This is a genomic window from Labrenzia sp. THAF191a (assembly GCF_009363335.1).
GTDB classification, from domain to species: Bacteria; Pseudomonadota; Alphaproteobacteria; order Rhizobiales; family Stappiaceae; genus Roseibium; species Roseibium algicola.
Window position 1 is genome coordinate 226,497 of sequence record NZ_CP045333.1, and the last position, 19,601, is coordinate 246,097.

Sequence of the window (19,601 nt, forward strand, 5' to 3'; positions counted from 1 at the left end):
GCGAGCCCGGCTTCAAAAACAAAAAACCCGGCCAGGCCGGCCGGGTTTCGAATTTTAAATGCTAGAGACTTTTCTCAGGCAAACAGGGCGTCGATATCGTCCTGGGTCGCCACATCGACATCGCTTTCCAGCGCGGGACCGTTGAGAAGGGCAGCGTCGCCTTCCTTCAGTTCGCGCTGTTCGACTTCGATATCCTTGAAGGTTTCGATGCCACCCCAGATATCCATCATCTGCATGATGCGATCTTCGACGAACCGCAGCGTCGATACCACCTTGGTGATGCGCTGGCCGGTCAGGTCCTGGAAGTTACAGGCTTCGAAGATCTGGATGACCTTGTCCTGGATATCGTTCGCCAGTTCGGCGTCTTCCTTGCCAAGTCGCGCGGACAGCGTGTTGGCGGTCTCGTCGATGAACTCGGCAGACGCCAGGATCGTTTCGGTCGCCCCTTCCGTTCCGATCACCACGGCGTCAAGCTCGTTGGTGACCCGGGTCATCTCCTCGCCCTTGGAACCGGTGGTGTGATGCAGCGTCGCGATCTCGCGCTTTGTCTGGGCGATTGCCTCGTAAATGGCGTCGAGTTCAACCTTCAGCTTGGCGGCCTCGGACAATTCCTTGCGGAATTCGGCCATGAACTTTGCGCTCATGGCTTCCGGATCAAGCGGTGCCTGTTGGTCAGGTCCACTTTTCAGCATGGATTTGAGGCTGGCGATCTCTGCCAGGACTTCCTGGTGACGACGTTCTTCGGCATAGGCGGGGTTCTCGTTCGCCCCGGAATTCATGCGTATCAAGCTTTCCGCTCGAAAGGATCTTTTCACCGCGGCCATGCCTACTCCCGTTCCCCGCCCCTGCAGGCTTTCTTAAATCGCAATACCGCCCCTTATAGCGCGGGAAGTTTAAAGAATTGTTTTTTCAATGCTTGGCGCGCCTTACGGCATAATTTGGTGTTTGGTAACGGTTTCTTGGCTTTCCTCGCGGCGGCGCTTTGGTTATCCTCGCGCAGATTGACAACGAACTGCTGCGCGCATGATCAGGCATGATCCTCAGGCCAATGTGGCTGCAAACGGTGCTTTGACCTAGATGAATTTCATGCGCATCCTGTTGACCTGCCTGCTCTTTCTTACGGGCTCCGTCACGCTGAGTTCCCCTTCGGCCGCAAACGATTCCTTTTCAACGGAAGAGCTGCTGGAAGGGTTCGAGAAGACCGTATTCGGGCTTGAGTACCGCAGCTGGAGCTGGCGTCCCTATCTGGTCAAGAAGTTCACCACCCCGGTCCTGTTCTACGTCCATAACCTGTCCGCGCGCGACAGGACACAGACGGTCTATCGCTTCATAAAGGAAATCGACAACCGCATCGGTGGATTGACGACCGGTGTTACGAACGATCCGGCCAAGGCGAATTTCGAGATCTATGTGGTCGACCGGGCTCAGTATGAACCGGTGGTGAAAAAGGACATCTACAAGAACGAACATGCCCGGGTTCCTGGCCGGTGTCTTGTACGTGTCGTTTCCGGCCGCAAGGGCATCAAGCGCTCGGCGGCAGTCATCGTTTCCGACGAAGGCGAATTTCTTTTCAAGCGCTGTCTTGTCGAAGAACTTCTGCAGGGGCTGGGGCCGATGAACGACGACGAGCAGCTCACCCATTCCGTGTTTAACGATTCCTCGCGCCACAGCCGCTTTACGGTGTTCGACCAGATCATTTTGAACATGCTTTACGATCCGCGTATCAAACCGGGCATGTCGATGCAGCAGACCCGGCCGATCCTGCCACTGGTAGCGCGCGATGCCAGAAGGCGCGTGCGTTAACCAAGGAATCGCGGAAAGCTTTGTCTTTTCAAACCACGTTCAAAGGTTAATCCGGCGACGACCGAAGCGCCTAGGATTTCATTAAGCCTGTTCCTCAACCAACAACTAACCATAAGAAAAGATTACCTGATTTCCGTGCGCCGGATTCATCTTTGCAACAGCCTGAGCTGCTTATCATCCTTGCCAATCCGTTAACCGGCGGCTTTAAAAGGCCGCTGAACGTGGTCGATGACAAGTTGATGAGTACTGCCATGTTCCTGATGCGAAATATGTTTCCCAAGGCTCTCGCGTTTGCCGGTGTCCTGGTTCTTTCCACCGGCCTTTCCGGCACTCCGGCAACCGCGGGCCAGGTCTCGCCACCGCCGCTCGTGCTCAGCCCGAACCTGACAGAGCCCTGGATGCTGCAACTGCAGCCCCAGGTCCAGCGGCGTTCGACGGCGCAGCGCTATCAGTTCAAGCAGCAACGTGTGCAACGGCCACGTGTCCAGCAGCAACAGCCGCAAGTGCGCCGCGCCAACTGGTGGTCGCCCCGCCAGCAACCGGTCCGTCAGCAGCCGCAACGCCAGGCACGAGCCCCGCAGTCCCGGCAGATTGCACCGCAGTTCCTGCCGACCATCGTGAACTATGACGGCCCGCACAAGGCCGGTACGATCGTGATCGATACCAACGAACGCTTCCTCTACCTGGTTCAGAGCGACGGCACCGCGCGGCGCTATGGCGTCGGCGTCGGCAAGCCCGGTTTCGAATGGGCGGGCACCCACAAGGTCACCCGCAAGGCAGAGTGGCCGGACTGGCGCCCGCCGGCGGAAATGCGCAAGCGTCGTCCCGACCTGCCGACCTTCATGGCCGGCGGACCGGACAACCCGCTTGGCGCACGCGCCATGTATCTCGGGTCCACCCTTTACCGCATCCACGGCTCCAACCAGCCCTGGACCATCGGCCACGCGGTATCCTCCGGCTGCATCCGCATGCGCAACGAAGACGTCATGGATCTTTACGAACGGGTGAAGGTCGGCACCACGGTGCACGTCATCTGACGACGTTTTCCGATTTCCGGCAAACGGAACACAGACGCGCGGCCCTGCCGCGCGTTTTTGTTGCGGGCCCCGGCTTTTCTTTGCAGTCTGACGTCACGAAAGGTCGAATCGCCGGCCTAGAGCTGTCTCCCTAAAGTCTCTTTCAGGACCGCGGCATGAAAGCCCCCCACATCTCCTTTTCGGTCCGATCGGATGCCGCCTATTTTCTCAAGGCGACGCTGGTCGGCATTCTGGTTGGCGGCCTGGCAACCGGATTTCACACCGGACTCGATTTCCTGTTCTCCCGTTATGCGGCACTGCGGCTGGCTCTTGGCCCCGGATACATGCCTTATGTCGTATCCATGGCCATTTCGGCAGCCTGCGTCACCGGAGCCTTTCTGCTCGTCAGGCGGGTTGCCCCGGAGGCGGCAGGCAGCGGGATCCAGGAAATCGAAGGGGCCATGGAAGACAAGCGGCCGCTGCATTGGCCACGCGTCCTGTTCGCCAAGTTTTTCGGCGGTCTGCTGGCACTTGGGTCAGGACTTGTACTCGGCCGCGAAGGCCCCACCATCCACATGGGTGCGATGACCGCCGAGGCCCTGTCACGGTCGCAGGATCTTTCGCCCGATGATCACAAGGGCCTGCTTGCGGCCGGTGCGGCCGCGGGACTGGCCGCCGCGTTCAACGCCCCTCTGGCCGCGATCCTGTTCATTGTCGAGGAAACCCGCCGACAGTTTCCCTTCGGCTATCGCACCTATATGGCCGTCATCATCGCATCGATCCTGAGTGCGGCCATCACCGAACAGCTGACCCATATCGGCCCGCCCCTGCAGGTGGATGTCGGTTATGTTCCGGTCTGGAGCTTCGCGCTGCTGGCGGTTCTGGGGGTTTTCCTGGGCGCGCTTGGCGTGTTCTTCAACCGGGCGCTGATCACGGTCATGGATCTCTTCCTGAAGATCCCCTCCGGCTTGCGCTGGGTCCCGGCGCTTGTCATCGGTGCGGTAACAGGCCTGCTGCTCAACGCGCTTCCGGCGGCAACCGGCGGCGGCGAAGAACTGGTCCACGACCTCATTCTGTCGAACTATGGTGTGATCACGTTGCTGGTGCTGACGCTCCTGCGCTTCGGCGGGGTGCTGTTTTCCTACGCATCCGGTGTTCCCGGCGGCATCTTTGCGCCGATGCTGTCGATCGCGACCTGTGCCGGCCTCGCCTTTGGTGTCGCGTCGGCCGAATTCCTGCCGGTGGAAGACGATTTCCGCAGCGCCTGTGCCGTTGCCGCCATGGGCGGCTTCTTCGCGGCCTCTGTGCGCGCACCACTCGTCGGTGTTGTGCTGGTCATGGAACTGACCGGTGCCTATTCGCTGATCATGCCGGTATTGATCACCTGCACGACGGCATCACTGACGGCACACCACATGGGTGGTCGCCCCATCTACGAGGAATTGCTGGAACGCACGTTGCGGCTGGCCGGACAGCCTGTGGACGGCCCTCCGGACGGAGACAAGACACCGGTTCAGCTGGGCACACGGGAGAGCTGACGGGCTGAAAACAAGCCCGCGAGCCACTCGTCCTGCCGTTCGGCTATTCCGCTGCCTGACGCTGCTGAAGTACCGGCGTCAAGCTTTCGGGCTGAGGGCCGCCATAGACCCAGTCGAGCAGTTCCGCCGTGTGCAGGATCGGAATTTCCGTGCCAAGACCGATTTGCGTCATGCAACCGATGTTGCCGGTTGCGATCACGTCCGGCCGGGTCTTTTCGATATTGGCAACCTTGCGGTCGCGCAGACGGCGCGCGATCTCCGGCTGGAGAATGTTGTAGGTGCCGGCAGAACCGCAACAAAGGTGACCTTCGGGAACGTCCTTGACGGAAAAACCGGCAGCCTTCAGGAGATCCTTCGGCTGCCGGGTGATCTTCTGGCCGTGCTGCATGGAACAGGCGGAGTGATAGGCAACCGTCAGGCCGGGCTTCATCGGCGGCTCACCGAGATCGACACCGGTCAGGAATTCGGTCACGTCCTTGGCAAGGGCTGACACCCGGGCCGCCTTTTCGGCATAGGCCGGATCGTCCTTCAGCATGAAGCCGTAGTCCTTGATAGTGGTGCCGCAGCCGGATGCCGTGATCAGGACGGCATCCAGCCCTTCGCCCTCGGCTTCCTTCATCCACACATCGACGTTGCGACGGGCGTTTTCCAGCGACGCTTCTTCCTTGCCCATGTGATGAACAAGCGCACCGCAGCAGACTTCCCCCTTCGGCATCACGATCTCGTACCCGGCCCTGCGCAGGAGCCGGATGGTCGCATCGTTGATGCCGGGATTGAGCACAGGTTGGGCGCAGCCGCTGAGGAGTGCAACACGCCCCTTGCGTTTGGGGCTTTCGGCCGGAAAGACCCCCGGTCCTTCCAGCTGGCCGCGGCCCGGCGCCTTTGCCGGGGCCAGTTCCAGCATGGCGCCCATCCGGGCAAGCGGGCCGCCCATCATCTTCAGCAGCCCGGCGAAGGGCCGGCCGAAATAGGCGCCGATCAGCGCCAGCCGGAACCGTTTCGGATAGGGCAAGACGAACGCAAGGACCGAGCGCATCAGGCGGTCGGCAAACGGTCGCTTGTAGGTCTTCTCGATGTGGATGCGTGCGTGATCGACCAGATGCATGTAGTGCACGCCGGACGGACAGGTGGTCATGCAGGCAAGGCAGGACAGGCATCTGTCGATATGCTTGACGATGGTTTTGTCTGCTGGACGGTCGTTTTCCAGCATATCCTTGATCAGGTAAATCCGGCCTCGAGGGCTGTCGAGCTCGTCTCCAAGCAGTGTGAAGGTCGGGCACGTGGCCGTACAGAAACCGCAGTGCACGCATTTGCGCAGGATCTTCTCCGACGCTGCAACGTGACTGTCCTTGAGCTGCTCTGCGGTGAAATTTGTCTGCATTGCTCCCCGTATCCCTCAATGACCCGTCGTTTCGGGTTTCTCCTTCCGAGCGAGGCGGATCGTACGGTCAGAAGGAAAGCGGCACAAGGCACCTTTGTGGCACAACGGTTTTGCCGGCACGGACTTTCTGCCTCACCACCTCCCCCTTCCCTGAACGGACAGATGGAACATGAACCCGGGATAAACAGTGCACTCAGAACCGGTTCAACCGGGTCTGCCTAAGTTCCGAAGCGTGGGCGAAAGAAATGCCAACCAGGGAATTGATTTGATGATTAAGACGATTTCAAAAACTGCCGTTCTGACCGCTGTTCTCGCCAGTGTCGCAACCGGAGCCATGGCCAAGGACTGGATCGAGAAAGTGGAAGTCAAGCGCGACGGCATCGACGTCATTCCCGTCGAAGTGAAGGCCAACGCCTACAATTACACCAAGATCAAATCCGGCAATCACCGGTTCCTGCTGCGCCTGTCGGCAAAGGCGACGAATGGCGAGCGGATTGTTGCCATGAAGGTCGGGTCCTTCAAGAACGTGCTTTACTTCGAAGGGGACGGCAACCTTTGGAGCAAGAGCTTCAAGAACCGCGATGTCGGTGCGGGCACGAAGCGCTCGGTTTCCATTTCCTACAAGCCGGTTATCCCGATGGCCAAGGTCAGGTGGCAGGGCTGGGATCCGGTCCAGGCCTGTTCGCTCAACCTGGACAAGGTCCTGAAGAGCGGCATGAAGAAGTCCGTAGCGCTCAAGAAGACCTGGACGGTGTCCGCCAAGGCCTATTTCGAGCTGGACGCTGTGGCAGCGAAGAAGAACAAGGCTGAAAAGAACAAGTGGTCGTTCAAGAACACCACGCATCAGCGCGATGGTTATGGTTACGACGTGACGGTGAAGTGCCTGCCGGCGCAGTGACATTCGCCGCACCGGCAGCCTGGTAAAGGTTCATGGCCCGTGCCGCGCCCTGCGGACGGGCCATGCCCTCTTGTCAGAACATCCAGGTTTCCGGGTTGGGCACAGGCTCGTTGCGGCCTGCAAGCTGAAGCCCTTTGATGCAGCGGACGATCATCCAGATCAGCACGGCAATCAGCATCAGGAAGCCGATCAGGATCAGGGTCAAAAGACCACTGACGATGCCGAACAGCAGCCCGATCCAGAAAGTGCGGATCTGATAGGTGTAGTGACTATCGACCCAGGCCGAGCCCTTGCCCCGATTGAGATAGGCAAAGATGACGCCGACAATGGCGGTGAACGGCACGATTATGTTTGCCAGATAAAGAATATAGATGAGCGTGGCGTTCTTGCCGCCTGGCTCCATGTAGCCTGAAACGTCGGACTGTTGATCCATGAAGGCACTCCGTTGGAAATGCGTGTGACAATTATGGCCTCACACTACACACCACTGACCATTTTTCCAGGATTTAGAATGCCTTTCGGGTCGAACTGTTCCTTCAGGCGGCGAGACAGTGCCGCGAGCGGAGCAGGCTGCGGATGAAACACCGGCACGTTGGACCGCTGGGACGCATCGGCCCGCACAAGTGTCGCGTGACCGCCGCCGACGGCATCGACCGCAGCCCTGATTTCCGCCTCATGCAGGCTGCCATCCAGACACGACAGCCAGACAAGGCCGCCGCTCCAGTCGTAATAGGCCTGAAGCTCGAACGTCTCCCTCAGGCTGGCAACCAGTTGCGGCCCCGCAGTCGGGGCAACGGAAAGCCGCCAGACCGGGGTTTCACCACCGGCGTAAGGTTTGACATCCCGGATCGTCTGCCAGAGAGCGCCTGTTTCCGATGCCTCCAGTCGCGACGGCGTGCCATAGGTGCCAAGCAATGCCTGCAGGGTCTTGAAGCGGTAATCCACCGAGGTCGAGAACCCCTCAAGACGCAATACGGTTGAGCTGCTGCCGCCGTTCACCCCCGCAGGCAAATGGGCCGCGCCGGACACTTCCGCCGACGAACCCATGGCCTGGCACAACGCCTTGATGCCATCATCGTCATCGAGCCCGGAAAGCACGAATGTTGCAGAGGTCTCCGGCTTGGGATTGACCTTCAGCGTCACGGTCGTTGCAACGGCAAGCGTGCCATATGCGCCGCACAGAGCCCGCGGCAGGTCATAACCGGTGACGTTCTTGACTACCTTGCCGCCGGAATTGAAGATCTCGCCGCGCCCGGACACAGCCTCCATGCCAAGCACATGATCGCGAGCAGCCCCGGCCTTGATCCGGCGGGGGCCGGAAAGATTGGCTGCAAGCACGCCGCCGATTGTCCCCTGTGCCGGCGTGACGCCCAGGAGCGGGCCGAAGTCCATCGGCTCGAAAGAAAGCTCCTGACCATTGTCGTCGACCAGCTTTTCCACTTCGGCAATTGGCGTACCGGCTTTTACGGTCAGCACCAGTTCCGCAGGTTCATAGCTCTCAACCCCGGTCAAACCCGACAGGTCCAGCACGTGAGCGGCCTGCACAGGGCGTCCGAGCGTCCGCTTCGAGCCCTGACCGATGATTTCCAGCGGCTGGTCTTCGGCAGCGGCCCAGGCCACCACCTTTTCCACGTCGCCGGTGTTTCGCGGTTTCATTGTCGCGTCCATGCCCCTGCCCTCAGAACCGCGGAATATCTGGAAAGGGCAACTGGCCCTTGTGTACATGCATCTTGCCAAGCTCGGCGCAGCGGTGCAGCACCGGAAAAACCTTGCCCGGATTGAGAAGATGCTTCTGGTCGAAAGCGCATTTGACCCGTTGCTGCTGCTTCAGATCCGCTTCGGAGAACATGTCTGTCATCAGATCGCGTTTTTCGATGCCGACGCCGTGCTCGCCGGTCAGAACGCCGCCGACCTCCACGCAAAGCCGAAGAATATCGGCTCCAAAGGCCTCTGCCGCGTCGAGTTCACCCGGCTTGTTGGCGTCGTAAAGGATGAGCGGGTGCAGGTTGCCATCACCGGCGTGAAAGACATTGGCAACGCCCAGCCCGTGTTTTTCTGCCAGCTCCCGCATGCGGGCCAGCACCTTCGGCAATTCGCGGCGCGGGATGGTGCCGTCCATGCACAGGTAATCCGGGGAAATGCGGCCCACCGCCGGGAACGCGGCCTTGCGGCCGGCCCAGAACGTCATGCGCTCTTCCTCGCTTTCGGAAATGCGCACGTGGCTGGCCTGGTTGGCCCTGGCGATTTCCTCGACACGGCCGATCAGGTAATCGACCTCGCGCTCCGGCCCGTCCAGTTCCACGATCAGCAAGGCCTCGACATCACGCGGATAACCTGCGTTGACGAAATCCTCGGCCGCGTGGATGGCGGGCTTGTCCATCATCTCCATTCCACCCGGAATGATGCCGGCGGCGATAATATCGGCCACACAGCGGCCCCCGTCCTCGCTGGTCGGAAAACCGATCAGGAGCGCCCGCGCCGTTTCAGGCTTTTGCAGGATCCGCACGGTGACTTCGGTGACAACGCCGAGCAGGCCTTCCGAACCGGTCATCAGCGCCAGCAGGTCATAACCCTCGCTGTCCAGATGCTTGCCGCCGAGGCGAATGACCTCGCCGGTGACAAGCACCATTTCAAGGCCGAGAACGTTGTTTGTGGTCAGGCCGTATTTCAGGCAGTGCACACCACCGGAGTTCTCCGCGATGTTGCCACCGATGGAACAGGCGATTTGCGACGAGGGATCCGGCGCGTAGTAGAAGCCCTCGTGCTCGACCGCACGTGTAATGCCCAGATTGGTGACACCCGGCTGAACGACCACGGCCCGGTTTTCATAGTCGATATCGAGCACGCGGTTGAACTTCATCATCGACAGCAGAACGCCGTCTTCCAAGGGCAGCGCGCCGCCGGAAAGCGAGGTGCCCGCCCCGCGTGGCACGACCTTCACGTCATTGTCATGACAGTATTTCAGAACCTTCGATACCTGCTCGACCGTTTCCGGCAGGACGACGATCAGTGGCAACTGGCGATAAGCCGTCAGCGCATCGGTCTCATAGGCGCGCATCTCGCGTTCGTCATGGATCACCCCTTCTCCGGGCACAATTGCCTGAAGCGCACTCAGGATTTCCTGGCGGCGGGCCAATACGGCCTGATCTGGCGCGGGCATCGCAATGGCGGTCACGAAATGAACTCCTTCTACTTTTTAATACGTTGATCCAGTTGAATTGGTCCTACGTAACATGAGATGGCAGTGAATTACCCTTGCTCAAGTGTGGCAAGGTTCGCGCCCGAGGAAAACGACCGGCAAATACTAATTGTCTTTCTGAGAGATTGAAAATGAGCAATCTGACCGACATGGAGATTTTCGCAAGGGTGGTAAGCGCCGGCAGCATGTCGGCAGCCGGCCGCGAAATGAGCCTGTCGCCCGCAGTCGTCTCCAAACGCATCCGGCGTCTGGAAGAAAAACTCGGTACCAGACTGCTGCAACGAACCACTCGCCAGATTGCAATGACCGAGGCCGGACAAGGCTTTTACGAGCGCGTGGTGGCCATTCTTGCCTCCGTTGAAGAAGCCGAATCATTTGTCTCGCGCGGCTCGGCCAAGGCACGCGGCAACCTGAAGGTGGCAGTTCCGACGTCCTTCGGCCGGCTTCACATTGCTCCGCACCTTGGCAAGTTCCTGGCTGAAAACACCGATCTTTCGGTCAATCTCGATCTTTCCGACGATTTTGTCGACATCGTCGGTGACGGCTATGACCTTGCCATCCGCATTGCGGAGCTCTCCGATTCCAGTCTCGTCGCCCGGCGCCTGGCACCGGTCCACCGCGTCCTGTGCGCAAGCCCGATCTATCTCGAAAAGTACGGCACTCCGGAAAGCATCGAGGATCTTGTCGCAAACCATGTGACCATTGCCGCAACCAACCAGGACCCTTGGCGGCTCGCCGGTCCGGACGGGATCGAGACCGTTCGCACGCAGGCGCCGGTCAAGACCAACTCCAACGAGGTCGTGCGCGAATGCCTGTTGGCCGGCGTCGGCGTTGCGCTTCGTTCGACCTGGGACGTCGGTCCTGAGTTGCGTGAAGGCAAACTGCAAATTCTCCTGCCCGAGTACCGGGCCTCCAAGGATGTCGGGCTTTATGCCGTTTACCCCAGCCGCCAGTTTCTGCCGGCCAAGGTGCGTGTCTTTATCGACTTCCTCGCCGGGCTCTATGGCTCGTCGCCCTATTGGGACCATGGGCTTGAGGACTGGTTACGCCTGCCGAGCAATGCCCGCGCGGGCTGACCTTCCACCCGGACGCCAAACGCTCCGAATCGGTGATCGCGGGTTGGCATGCGGGATGCGACGGTCCGTCACTTGCATCAAGGCCTGACATCCTGTTCTGTTGACGGGGGTTTTAAACACCCAAACCGAGGGAGATATACATGCAGCGACTGCTGATGATCGCCGGAACCGCGCTTCTGGCCCTGACCGTTCAGGCAAGCGCCGAAGGCGACCCTGCCAAGGGTGAAAAAGTATTCAAGAAATGCGCCGCTTGCCATGCGGTTGGACCCGAAGCCAAAAACAAGGTCGGTCCGGAACTGAACGGCATTGTCGGCCGGGCATGGGGCGCGGTTGACGGCTACAAGTATTCCGCCAACCTGCTCGAAATGGCGGATGGCAAGGTGTGGGACGAGGAGACGCTTGGCGTTTACCTGACCAAACCGAAGGATCTCATTCCGAAAGGCAAGATGGCCTTCGCAGGTCTCAAGAAGGAAGACGACCGCGCCGACGTGATCGCCTACCTGAACCAGTTCAACGAAGACGGTTCCAGCAAGTAAGCACTGCTCGCGCGTCACATTGACGGCCGCCACTCGCTGCCAGACCAACCAATTGGCCCGCCGGGGAACCCTGGCGGGCCAATTGGCTTTTCAGCATCTGTTGGCAATCGTTTCCAAGGTGGCGTCTGACAATCGGCCCGTGCTCAGAAGATGCGTTGTTGCAGCTCCGCAGGATCGGAGACATCCACGTGCCAGTACTCCCGAGCCGCAAGGGGCAAAGCTTCAAGAACCCGGTCGAGATCCCGTTGATCGACATGCCGCCTCAGAGCCCATGCGGTTGCTTCAATCGCATTGTCTGGCGTGAGGTTATGGTGCTTTCGAACCTGCTGCGCCTCCCTGGACATTACTTCTCTGCTTGAGAATGGCACAGGCTTTCGGGTCACGTCCCATTCCCTAATGAAGATTGCGCAAAGAACAGAAGGCAGAGCGCCGGCGAAAGCCAAACCTTGTTCAACCGTGAGCCGCCGCCTGAATACCTGAAAGACTGCATCGACCGCCGTGTAGGTGGAATTGTCGGATACAAGATCCATTCGCTGCTTTGCGTCCGACAAAAAGGAGCCGAAGTCTCTGGAAGCGTATCGGTAAGTCCAAGGGATCATTGTGTTGGGTCCTGAGAAAGTCTTGTCAGGGGAAAGCAAGTGTCCACTGGTCTTACCGCCTGCCGGCAGGCCTGAGCCAGAAAGACGTCAATACCGGCCCTGCTGCAAGCAAGATCAGTAGCGGGAAGGCCAGTGCACCGTTCTGTGTTGTTCCACCCAGTTCGATCACCAGCACCATGGCAGTTGCTCCCAAGGCGCCACCAACGCGTTGCACCACGTTAACCAGCGTTGCGGCATCCCCGGTTTCCGGTTCCTGCACCACGGTGAACGCCGTGGTCATCGCAGGCATTTGAGCCAATGCAAGACCTATACCTCGCAGGCACAACAAGGCCGCAATCGGAGTTGCTGCCCATATCGGCCAGACGCCGAAAGGCAACGTGCCAAGCAACAGGAGCACGGCCCCCGAACCGGAGACCGCAGCAGGTCCGTATCGGTCCGTCAGGTATCCGGCGAACGGCAGTGCAATCGCGGCTCCGAGCCCCATCACCAGCAACATCCCGCCTGTTTCGATATCTCCAAAGTTCAGCTCTACCTGCAGATAGATTGGAAACAGCAGGAGTCCGGAATACATTGCAGCTCCCGTAAGGCCTGCCGTGGCGGCGGCTCCGGCAAAACCGGGACGACTGAACAGTGCAAGATTGATAAGAGGCGCGTCCACATGGCGAAAGTGCTGTAGTGCCCAGTTCAGAAATACGCCGCCAAGAAAAACGCTGACCAGTGCCTGCCAATTGATATTGGTGGTACTGATTTCGGCAAGCCCGAACAGCACCAGCGGAAAACCCACGGCAAACAGAAGCAGCCCCTTGCCGTCCAGCCTGCTTGACGGCTTTCCATCACCAGCCGGGACAAGATATCTACCGGCGACAATTGCCACGGCCCCGATCGGTACATTCATCCAGAACAAACCGCGCCACGAAACCGTTTCGATCAGAACACCGCCGACCCCAGGCCCAAGGGCTGGTCCCAAGGCCACCGCAAATCCGACGGTCCCCATCAGACGGCCCAATTGCCGGCGCTCTGAAACACTTGCCAGCACCGCTTGGCCTGAAGGCACCATTATCCCGGCGGCAAGCCCTTGCAATCCGCGCGCGAGGTTCAGCATCAAAGACGTTTCGGAAAGTGCGCACAGCGCAGATGCCGCAACAAATCCTGTCATGCTCATTTGCCAAACGCGGCCGTGCCCAAACCGCCTGCACAGCCAACCCGTCATCGGCATCGAAACGGCCAGAGCGATCAGATAGCCGGTCACCACCCACTGCACGTCCCCCAAAGACGTTCTGAAATTTTCCTGAAGCGGGAGAAGCGCAAGGTTTGCCACGGAGGTATCGAGCATGGCCATGAATGCTCCAGCCCCGGTCACAGTTGCAACGCCCCAAAGTCTCGGTGGTATGCGCGATATTTCGGGTTTCATGACGATAAGAATGGACCCTTTCAAATTTTTTATGGTACACTTGTATCATAAAAAATTTCATCGTTCCAGAGACAGAGCCCATGCCGCGAACCGTTGACCATGACGAACGCAAATCGATGATCTTGACGGCCTTTGTGGAAGTTGCTCTGGCGAAAGGACTGCATGCCGTCTCGCTTCGCGATGTCGCGTCAGCCGCAGGCGTTTCCTTGCGGCTGGTGCAGTATTATTTCGAAACCAAATCCGGCTTGATGCAGGCTGGGCTCAGCTTTCTGGAGGCGCAAAGCAATATGCGCTGGACTGCGCGGCTCGACGGCCGCTCGGACCAGACTTCGCCACGCGCGGCGTTGCTGACACTGTTCGAAGAAGCGATGCCAACAGACCGGAAAAGCCGTGAATTCCATCTTCTATGGATGTCTTACACAGTCCTTGCGCTGACCAGTGACGAAATTTCCGGCCGTGCGTTCATCGACAGCCCGAACAAGCTGAAGGGGCGCATTTCAGAAATAGTGAAACAGGGGATTGGAACCGGTGACTTTCGTTCCGAATTGGATGCAGAAGCCGAAGCCGCAACCCTTATCGGGCTGATACACGGCTTGGGAACAGCTGTCCTGATTGGCCAACAGTCAGGGCAGACAGCCTTGTCCCACTTGTCACACTATCTCGATCGACTCGCACCAAATGGGAGATAATCCAGGGAAACGGTCCTCGCCTCGAAATTAATCGGGTCGATCTTTCCTCACCCGCTTCCTGGTGCATTGTCTTGACGGTTTCAGTGCTCACCGTGTTGCTGACGGATGCGCTTGACGGTCCACCAGATCACCAGCACGACCAGCGGCACGGATATGCCGGTCATCAGGTTGGATTCAGGAAGAGGCAAGCCGGTTTCCTTGGCGGCTTTCGCCAGATAGGAAATCAGGCCGACGACGTAGTAGCTCACCGCGGCAACGGACAGGCCTTCGACGGTCTGCTGCAGGCGGAGTTGCAGATGGGCACGCCGGTTCATCGATTCCAGCAGCGAACGGTTCTGCTCTTCCAGTTCGACGTCGACCCGCGTGCGCAGGAGCGTTGTTGCCCGCGCCAGTTTGCGCGAGAGCATCGCCTGACGGTCTTCGATCGCCTGGCAGGTGCGCATGGCCGGGGCAAGCCGGCGGACGAGGAAGGACGCCATTGAAAGTTCGCCGGGGGCAGCCTCCTCACGCAAGGTTTCCAGCCGTGCCCGGACGATCTGGTCATATGCGCGGCTCGCGCCGAACCGGAACGTGCTGGCGGTTGCCCCTGCTTCCAGAGCAGCGGCAAGGCCGCTCAGTTTGTCCAGAAGCTCCTGGTTGGCGCCGAGCGCGGAGGTCTCCTGCATCTGGCCGGTCAGTTCCGCAAGCTCGATCTCGAAACGCCTGATATCCGGCTGAAGTCTGGTTGCCTCGAACAGGCCCAGCATGGCCAGCGTTCGGTAGGTCTCGACCTCGAGAAGCCGCTGGACAACGGCGCCGGACTGAACGTCGCTCAAGGTCCGGTTGCAGACCAAAAGCCGCGTGAGCCCATCGCCATCCTGCCGGAAGTCGGTCGCCACCATCGCAGCGCCGTCTTCAAGGTTGGAAACCGTCAGGCTGGCTTCATCGAACTGGCTTCGCCATTCCTTGCCTTCATCACCACCGCGCAATTCCAACCGGACGGCTACCAGCAGATCGCCGGGCGCCCGAAACGCAGCGCCAAAGGGGTGCTTTATCGGCACCTGCCCGAAAATCGTTTGTTCGTGGGCGCTACCGTCCCAGGTGTAGGTGGTGAATTCCGCGTGCTGTTCCCAGCTCAAGGTGCCGCCGCCGAAATTGACGGTGTGATGACGGGCTCCGGGCGCAGGGCCGTGGCCGCCGCGGGAAATGCAGAACTCTGACAGCCAGGAATGATCTCTGGCGGCTTCCTCTGCATCTGTCAGGAAAGCGTAGTGGAGCACCGTCCGCGGACAGGGCAGCGGACGAAACGGCCGTGCATGAACCTCCCCCAGCACCTTTTCCCGCAAGGGAGATGTGCGAAAGGCAGGAAAGGTGGACCCGTTTTCTGATCCCTGATCCAAGGAGCAACCCCGACTTTGGAAATGTTCTGTCAATTCTACATTCCGCTAAGGCATCGCCGAAACCAATCCGCATTTTTGCCGCAGCAGCCAATTGGGTTTCCGGAGCGACATTTCAGCAACAAATAATTGGACAAAAAATTTGACCAATTTTGAAAGCGGCGCTATTTTCCGCGCCAACAATTGGAGCGGGAGCGGCATGTTTCAGCCGGTCGATCATCAGAAAACGGCAAATGCCGTGGTGGAGCAGATTGAAGATCTGATCCTGAAGGGCGTGCTGCAGTCCGGCGACAGGCTGCCTGCCGAACGCGACCTTGCCGACCAGATGAACGTCTCCCGTCCTGTGCTTCGCGATGCCTTGAAGACGCTTGAGGACCGCGAGCTGATTTCGTCGCGCCGGGGTGGCGGCACCTATGTTGCCGAGCTGATCGGCCCGATCTTTTCCGAAGCAGTGGTCCAGCTGATTGCACGGCACCCGGGCGCGGTAAACGACTATTTCGAATTCCGGCGGGGCATCGAGAGCCAGGCGGCAGCCCTTGCAGCCGCACGGGCCGCCCCATCCGACCTTGCCCGGCTGCAGGACATTGTCCGCCAGATGCAGGAAGCGCATGACAGCGAGGACCTGCCTGCAGAAAGCCGGCTGGACGTTGCCTTTCATCACGCGGTCGGTGAAGCGGCCCACAATGTGGTGATGCTGCACACTCTCAGGTCCTGTTACCGGCTTCTGGAAAACGGCGTCTTCTACAATCGCGGGCGCCTTTACCACCACCCGTCGGCACGGATCGAGCTGCTGCAGCAGCACAAGGCCATTGCCGACGCCATTCAGACCGGGGATGCCGACCGCGCGAGGCAGGCCTCGGAAAACCATATCGACTATGTGCGCGGCACCCTTGCCGAAACGAAGGATCTGGACCGGCGCGAGCAGCTGGCCGGCCTGAGACGGACCCGAAAACCGGCTCGCGCGTGAGCCTCAGGAGGAATTCGATGACTGTTGTGACCGATGTTGCCGACATGCAGGCCCTTGCCCGGCGCCGGGTACCGAAGATGTTTTACGACTATGCGGATACCGGTTCCTGGACGCAGAGCACCTACCGGGAGAACGAAGCGGCGCTGCAGCGCCAGAAGCTGCGCCAGCGCGTGGCCTGCAACATAGACAACCGCTCGGTCAAGACCACCATGATCGGCCAGGACGTAACGATGCCGGTTGCCCTTGCCCCTGTCGGCCTGACCGGGATGCAGCGCGCCGACGGTGAAATTCTCGCGGCCCAGGCCGCAGAAGAATTCGGTGTCCCTTTCACCCTGTCCACCATGAGCGTCTGCTCGATCGAGGATGTCGCCGAGAACACCAAGAACCCGTTCTGGTTCCAGCTCTACGTCATGCGCGACAGGGGCTTTTCGGAAAACCTGATGCAGCGTGCAACGGCTGCCGGCTGTTCGGCACTCGTTCTGACGCTTGATCTTCAGGTTCTGGGCCAGCGGCACAAGGATCTGAAAAACGGCCTGTCCACGCCGCCGAAGCCCAAACCGCACGTTCTGCTGGATCTTGCCTTCAAGCCGCGCTGGTGCTGGCACATGCTGCAGACCAAGCGCCGCCAGTTCGGCAACATCCATGGCCACGTGTCCGGTGTTGGCGACATGACCTCGCTTGCCGAATGGACCAACAGCCAGTTCGACCCGACCCTCGACTGGTCCTCGGTGGAATGGGTGAAGTCCCACTGGAAGCGCAAACTCATTCTCAAGGGCATCAACGATGTGGAGGATGCGAAGATCGCGGCGGACGTCGGGGCCGACGCAATTGTCGTCTCCAACCATGGCGGCCGTCAGCTTGACGGAGCTCTTGCGTCCTATGAGGTGCTTCAGGACATCGTCGATGCGGTCGGCGACAAGATCGAAGTGCATTTCGACAGCGGCATCCGGTCCGGCCAGGATGTCTTCAAGGCCGTCGCAATGGGAGCCAAGAGCACCTACATCGGCCGCGCCTTCATCTATGGTCTCGGCGCCATGGGCAAGGAAGGGGTCTCGAAGGTGCTGCAAATGATGCACAAGGAACTGGACGTCACCATGGGCCTTTGCGGTGAAACCGACATCAAAAAGGTCGGCCGCCACAACCTGGTGCTCTGACGGGTCACCGATCCGGGCGCGCGAACCTGGAGGGACTGACCCCGAGGCGCGTCCGGAAACTCGCCGTCATGTGGCTTTGCGAGGAAAAGCCCGACCTGAGCGCGATTTCCGAAAGCGGCTTGCCGGTGGAAACGATAAGCGCCCGGGCGCGCTGCAGCCGTCGGCTGACGATATAGTCGTAGGGCGACTGCCCACAGTAAGCCGAGAAGGCACGACTCAGGAAGCTGGCCGAAACGCCGATTTCCTGCGCCAGAACGGCAACGGACAGATTTGACCCGAGATCGGCCTCGATCCTGTCCGCCACTTTCCGAAACCGGTTGCCTGTCATCCATCTGGCAGCCTTGCCAGGGCGCTGCGGCTTCAGCCCCGCCTCTGCAAGTGCGTTGATGCACGCTTCGGTTTCCAGATGATCCAGAGGCGTATCCGACAACATCCACTTGCGCAGTCTACCTGCGGCCATGGAAGCAGACTTCGACAGGATGTTGGTGCGGTACCCCCCTTCCGTCAGACGGATTTCGCGACCGCTGACCAGAAGATATTCACCGCCCATTTCTGACCGGGAGCGGATGTCGCAACCGCTGGGTGTCAAAGCCAGCGTGTTGGGCAAGCGAACGAAATCTTCCCGCCTGTCCGAAGCGATGGCATGGCTGCCCGATTGACAGTCAAACGCAAAGCCGATGGAGCCCGTCTCTGCCACGAAACCGACATCGTAACCGGCGGCCGGCAAAAGGCGGAGCCCATATCCGGCCATCTCCCGATGGATGGGCACAGATCCAGGCTGGGTATGAACAGTGTCCGTTTGCATGGCGCGCAAACCTGACGCAGGAACAGGGGCCGCGCAAGTCCGAATAGGTTCAGGATCCTGAAAGACTGTGCGGGCCACGCGGATATACTCGCGGCCGACCAACACCAGAAACCGGACCTGACCACGCCCATGACCGCTCTCTTCACCCTGGACGACCTTGAAGCCGCTTTTCCGATCGTGCGCCAGCTTGTGCCGGAAACCCCAAGTTATGCCTGGCCACTGCTGAAGGAGCGGTTCGGTCTGGAAATCGCGGTCAAACACGAGAACCACACGCCGATCGGCGCCTTCAAGGCGCGCAGCTCCATCGTCTACATCCAGAAACATATTGAAGAACACGGCCGCCCCTGCGGCGTCGTTACGGCCACCCGCGGAAACCACGGTCAGTCCATGGCACTGGCCGCCCGAACGCTTGGCCTGCCCGCCACCATCGTGGTGCCGGAAGGAAATGCGGAGGGCAAGAACCGGGCGATGAAGGCCTTTGGTGCTGATCTCGTGATCGACGGTCGCGACTTCGACATTTCCCGGCGCACTGCCGAGCGGCTGGCCAGTGAAAGCGGTTTCCTGATGGTGCCGAGCTTTCACAGGAACATTGTCCTTGGCGTTGCGACCTACGCGCTGGAATTTTTCAGGGCGCATGACGATCTCGACGTGGTCTATGTCCCCGTTGGCATGGGTTCCGGCGCCTGCGGACTGATCACGGTGCGCGACCTTCTGGGGCTTAAAACCGAGATCGTGCCTGTCGTCACGGAAAACGCCCCCGCCTACAGGCTGTCCGTCGAGGCGGGAAAAATCGTGACCACGGAAACCGCAGCCACGTTCGCCGACGGCATGGCCTGCCGGGAGCCGGTACAGGCAGCGCTTGATATCCTGCAGAACGGCTCCAACCGGATCGCGACGGTCACGGATGACGAAATCTCTGCCGCCATCCGCGTCCTGTTTGCAGATACGCATAATCTTGCCGAAGGTGCAGGTGCTGCCGCCCTCGCCGCATTGATGCAGGATGCGCCGAAGCTTCAAGGCAGGAAGGCCGGTATCATCCTGTCAGGAGGCAACCTGGACGAAACGGCAATGCAGACAGTTCTGTCCGGTGGAACACCGGTGGTCTGAATACCGGGGTGACAATGTCCTGGGACCCAAACCCGGAACCAGAAGT

The 19,601-nt window shown here is 59.9% G+C and carries 19 protein-coding genes; 10 read left to right on the forward strand and 9 right to left on the reverse strand.

All coding sequences use genetic code 11. The features are described from left to right. Positions 1–74: 74 nt before the first annotated feature. Complete coding sequence (locus tag FIV05_RS01070; protein WP_055657724.1) at positions 75–824, reverse strand: protein phosphatase CheZ; 750 nt, start codon at positions 822–824, stop codon at positions 75–77. A 262-nt stretch (positions 825–1,086) separates the two neighbouring features. Between FIV05_RS01070 and FIV05_RS01075 the strand changes: the two genes are divergently transcribed. The 3 genes from FIV05_RS01075 (at position 1,087) to clcA (ending at position 4,357) form a co-directional block, all read left to right on the forward strand. Next, positions 1,087–1,803 carry a DUF2927 domain-containing protein gene (locus FIV05_RS01075; RefSeq protein WP_209009825.1) on the forward strand — a complete coding sequence of 239 codons (717 nt, stop codon included), beginning with the start codon at positions 1,087–1,089 and terminating at the stop codon, positions 1,801–1,803. A gap of 239 nt (positions 1,804–2,042) precedes the next feature. Continuing rightward, the gene (locus FIV05_RS01080; RefSeq protein ID WP_229005754.1) at positions 2,043–2,840 is read left to right on the forward strand and encodes a L,D-transpeptidase; all 798 of its coding nucleotides are present in this window, start codon (positions 2,043–2,045) and stop codon (positions 2,838–2,840) included. Between the two features lie 155 nt (positions 2,841–2,995). After that, positions 2,996–4,357 (forward strand): H(+)/Cl(-) exchange transporter ClcA, encoded by a 1,362-nt coding sequence (clcA, locus tag FIV05_RS01085; protein ID WP_152508375.1) that lies wholly within the window; start codon positions 2,996–2,998, stop codon positions 4,355–4,357. 43 nt (positions 4,358–4,400) lie between these two features. Here clcA and glcF read toward each other — a convergent pair whose 3' ends face one another. Further along, on the reverse strand, positions 4,401–5,738 hold the full coding sequence (gene glcF, locus FIV05_RS01090; protein ID WP_152508376.1) for a glycolate oxidase subunit GlcF: 1,338 nt from the start codon (positions 5,736–5,738) through the stop codon (positions 4,401–4,403). A 268-nt stretch (positions 5,739–6,006) separates the two neighbouring features. Between glcF and FIV05_RS01095 the strand changes: the two genes are divergently transcribed. Continuing rightward, positions 6,007–6,636, forward strand: a complete 630-nt coding sequence (locus FIV05_RS01095; protein WP_152508377.1) for a hypothetical protein — start codon at positions 6,007–6,009, stop codon at positions 6,634–6,636. A gap of 73 nt (positions 6,637–6,709) precedes the next feature. Here FIV05_RS01095 and FIV05_RS01100 read toward each other — a convergent pair whose 3' ends face one another. Genes FIV05_RS01100 through FIV05_RS01110 form a run of 3 tightly spaced genes read right to left on the reverse strand, consistent with a single transcriptional unit; the run spans position 6,710 to position 9,811 of the window. Next, positions 6,710–7,069 carry a DUF4870 domain-containing protein gene (locus FIV05_RS01100; protein WP_023002100.1) on the reverse strand — a complete coding sequence of 120 codons (360 nt, stop codon included), beginning with the start codon at positions 7,067–7,069 and terminating at the stop codon, positions 6,710–6,712. Positions 7,070–7,113: 44 nt separating this feature from the next. Then, positions 7,114–8,292 (reverse strand): glycolate oxidase subunit GlcE, encoded by a 1,179-nt coding sequence (gene glcE / locus FIV05_RS01105; RefSeq protein ID WP_208993953.1) that lies wholly within the window; start codon positions 8,290–8,292, stop codon positions 7,114–7,116. A gap of 22 nt (positions 8,293–8,314) precedes the next feature. After that, positions 8,315–9,811, reverse strand: a complete 1,497-nt coding sequence (locus tag FIV05_RS01110; protein WP_152508378.1) for an FAD-linked oxidase C-terminal domain-containing protein — start codon at positions 9,809–9,811, stop codon at positions 8,315–8,317. Positions 9,812–9,966: 155 nt separating this feature from the next. On the opposite strand from FIV05_RS01110, the gene FIV05_RS01115 reads away from it, so the two are divergent. Together FIV05_RS01115 and FIV05_RS01120 are read left to right on the forward strand one after the other, a co-directional pair. Next, positions 9,967–10,911 carry a LysR family transcriptional regulator gene (locus tag FIV05_RS01115; RefSeq protein ID WP_023002103.1) on the forward strand — a complete coding sequence of 315 codons (945 nt, stop codon included), beginning with the start codon at positions 9,967–9,969 and terminating at the stop codon, positions 10,909–10,911. 140 nt (positions 10,912–11,051) lie between these two features. Continuing rightward, positions 11,052–11,447, forward strand: coding sequence for a cytochrome c family protein (locus FIV05_RS01120; protein ID WP_152508379.1), 396 nt, complete (start codon positions 11,052–11,054; stop codon positions 11,445–11,447). A 143-nt stretch (positions 11,448–11,590) separates the two neighbouring features. Here FIV05_RS01120 and FIV05_RS01125 read toward each other — a convergent pair whose 3' ends face one another. Together FIV05_RS01125 and FIV05_RS01130 are read right to left on the reverse strand one after the other, a co-directional pair. After that, on the reverse strand, positions 11,591–12,046 hold the full coding sequence (locus FIV05_RS01125; RefSeq protein WP_152511776.1) for a DUF2267 domain-containing protein: 456 nt from the start codon (positions 12,044–12,046) through the stop codon (positions 11,591–11,593). A 52-nt stretch (positions 12,047–12,098) separates the two neighbouring features. Next, positions 12,099–13,385 carry an MFS transporter gene (locus FIV05_RS01130; RefSeq protein WP_209009826.1) on the reverse strand — a complete coding sequence of 429 codons (1,287 nt, stop codon included), beginning with the start codon at positions 13,383–13,385 and terminating at the stop codon, positions 12,099–12,101. A 152-nt stretch (positions 13,386–13,537) separates the two neighbouring features. Between FIV05_RS01130 and FIV05_RS01135 the strand changes: the two genes are divergently transcribed. Next, positions 13,538–14,146, forward strand: a complete 609-nt coding sequence (locus tag FIV05_RS01135) for a TetR family transcriptional regulator C-terminal domain-containing protein (RefSeq protein WP_286202246.1) — start codon at positions 13,538–13,540, stop codon at positions 14,144–14,146. An 80-nt stretch (positions 14,147–14,226) separates the two neighbouring features. On the opposite strand, the gene FIV05_RS01140 is transcribed toward FIV05_RS01135, so the two are convergent. After that, positions 14,227–15,525 carry a DUF3422 domain-containing protein gene (locus tag FIV05_RS01140; RefSeq protein WP_152508381.1) on the reverse strand — a complete coding sequence of 433 codons (1,299 nt, stop codon included), beginning with the start codon at positions 15,523–15,525 and terminating at the stop codon, positions 14,227–14,229. Positions 15,526–15,721: 196 nt separating this feature from the next. On the opposite strand from FIV05_RS01140, the gene FIV05_RS01145 reads away from it, so the two are divergent. Together FIV05_RS01145 and FIV05_RS01150 are read left to right on the forward strand one after the other, a co-directional pair. Continuing rightward, complete coding sequence (locus tag FIV05_RS01145) at positions 15,722–16,489, forward strand: FadR/GntR family transcriptional regulator (protein ID WP_023002106.1); 768 nt, start codon at positions 15,722–15,724, stop codon at positions 16,487–16,489. A gap of 17 nt (positions 16,490–16,506) precedes the next feature. After that, positions 16,507–17,643: an alpha-hydroxy acid oxidase gene (locus FIV05_RS01150; RefSeq protein WP_023002107.1), complete on the forward strand. Its 1,137-nt coding sequence runs from the start codon at positions 16,507–16,509 to the stop codon at positions 17,641–17,643. Between the two features lie 4 nt (positions 17,644–17,647). On the opposite strand, the gene FIV05_RS01155 is transcribed toward FIV05_RS01150, so the two are convergent. After that, the gene (locus FIV05_RS01155; RefSeq protein ID WP_152508382.1) at positions 17,648–18,448 is read right to left on the reverse strand and encodes a helix-turn-helix transcriptional regulator; all 801 of its coding nucleotides are present in this window, start codon (positions 18,446–18,448) and stop codon (positions 17,648–17,650) included. Between the two features lie 129 nt (positions 18,449–18,577). On the opposite strand from FIV05_RS01155, the gene FIV05_RS01160 reads away from it, so the two are divergent. Next, positions 18,578–19,555: a threonine dehydratase gene (locus tag FIV05_RS01160; RefSeq protein ID WP_152508383.1), complete on the forward strand. Its 978-nt coding sequence runs from the start codon at positions 18,578–18,580 to the stop codon at positions 19,553–19,555. Positions 19,556–19,601 lie beyond the last annotated feature (46 nt).

Coding starts and splice junctions, on each gene's coding strand:
- glcE (WP_208993953.1), bottom strand. CDS start 8,292: ATGAAACCGCGAAACACCGGCGACGTGGAAAAGGTGGTGGCCTGGGCC.
- FIV05_RS01095 (WP_152508377.1), top strand. CDS start 6,007: ATGATTAAGACGATTTCAAAAACTGCCGTTCTGACCGCTGTTCTCGCC.
- clcA (WP_152508375.1), top strand. CDS start 2,996: ATGAAAGCCCCCCACATCTCCTTTTCGGTCCGATCGGATGCCGCCTAT.
- FIV05_RS01125 (WP_152511776.1), bottom strand. CDS start 12,046: ATGATCCCTTGGACTTACCGATACGCTTCCAGAGACTTCGGCTCCTTT.
- FIV05_RS01115 (WP_023002103.1), top strand. CDS start 9,967: ATGAGCAATCTGACCGACATGGAGATTTTCGCAAGGGTGGTAAGCGCC.
- FIV05_RS01135 (WP_286202246.1), top strand. CDS start 13,538: ATGCCGCGAACCGTTGACCATGACGAACGCAAATCGATGATCTTGACG.
- FIV05_RS01070 (WP_055657724.1), bottom strand. CDS start 824: ATGGCCGCGGTGAAAAGATCCTTTCGAGCGGAAAGCTTGATACGCATG.
- FIV05_RS01160 (WP_152508383.1), top strand. CDS start 18,578: ATGACCGCTCTCTTCACCCTGGACGACCTTGAAGCCGCTTTTCCGATC.
- glcF (WP_152508376.1), bottom strand. CDS start 5,738: ATGCAGACAAATTTCACCGCAGAGCAGCTCAAGGACAGTCACGTTGCA.
- FIV05_RS01100 (WP_023002100.1), bottom strand. CDS start 7,069: ATGGATCAACAGTCCGACGTTTCAGGCTACATGGAGCCAGGCGGCAAG.
- FIV05_RS01130 (WP_209009826.1), bottom strand. CDS start 13,385: ATGGCCATGCTCGATACCTCCGTGGCAAACCTTGCGCTTCTCCCGCTT.
- FIV05_RS01120 (WP_152508379.1), top strand. CDS start 11,052: ATGCAGCGACTGCTGATGATCGCCGGAACCGCGCTTCTGGCCCTGACC.
- FIV05_RS01150 (WP_023002107.1), top strand. CDS start 16,507: ATGACTGTTGTGACCGATGTTGCCGACATGCAGGCCCTTGCCCGGCGC.
- FIV05_RS01155 (WP_152508382.1), bottom strand. CDS start 18,448: ATGCAAACGGACACTGTTCATACCCAGCCTGGATCTGTGCCCATCCAT.
- FIV05_RS01145 (WP_023002106.1), top strand. CDS start 15,722: ATGTTTCAGCCGGTCGATCATCAGAAAACGGCAAATGCCGTGGTGGAG.
- FIV05_RS01075 (WP_209009825.1), top strand. CDS start 1,087: ATGCGCATCCTGTTGACCTGCCTGCTCTTTCTTACGGGCTCCGTCACG.
- FIV05_RS01080 (WP_229005754.1), top strand. CDS start 2,043: ATGAGTACTGCCATGTTCCTGATGCGAAATATGTTTCCCAAGGCTCTC.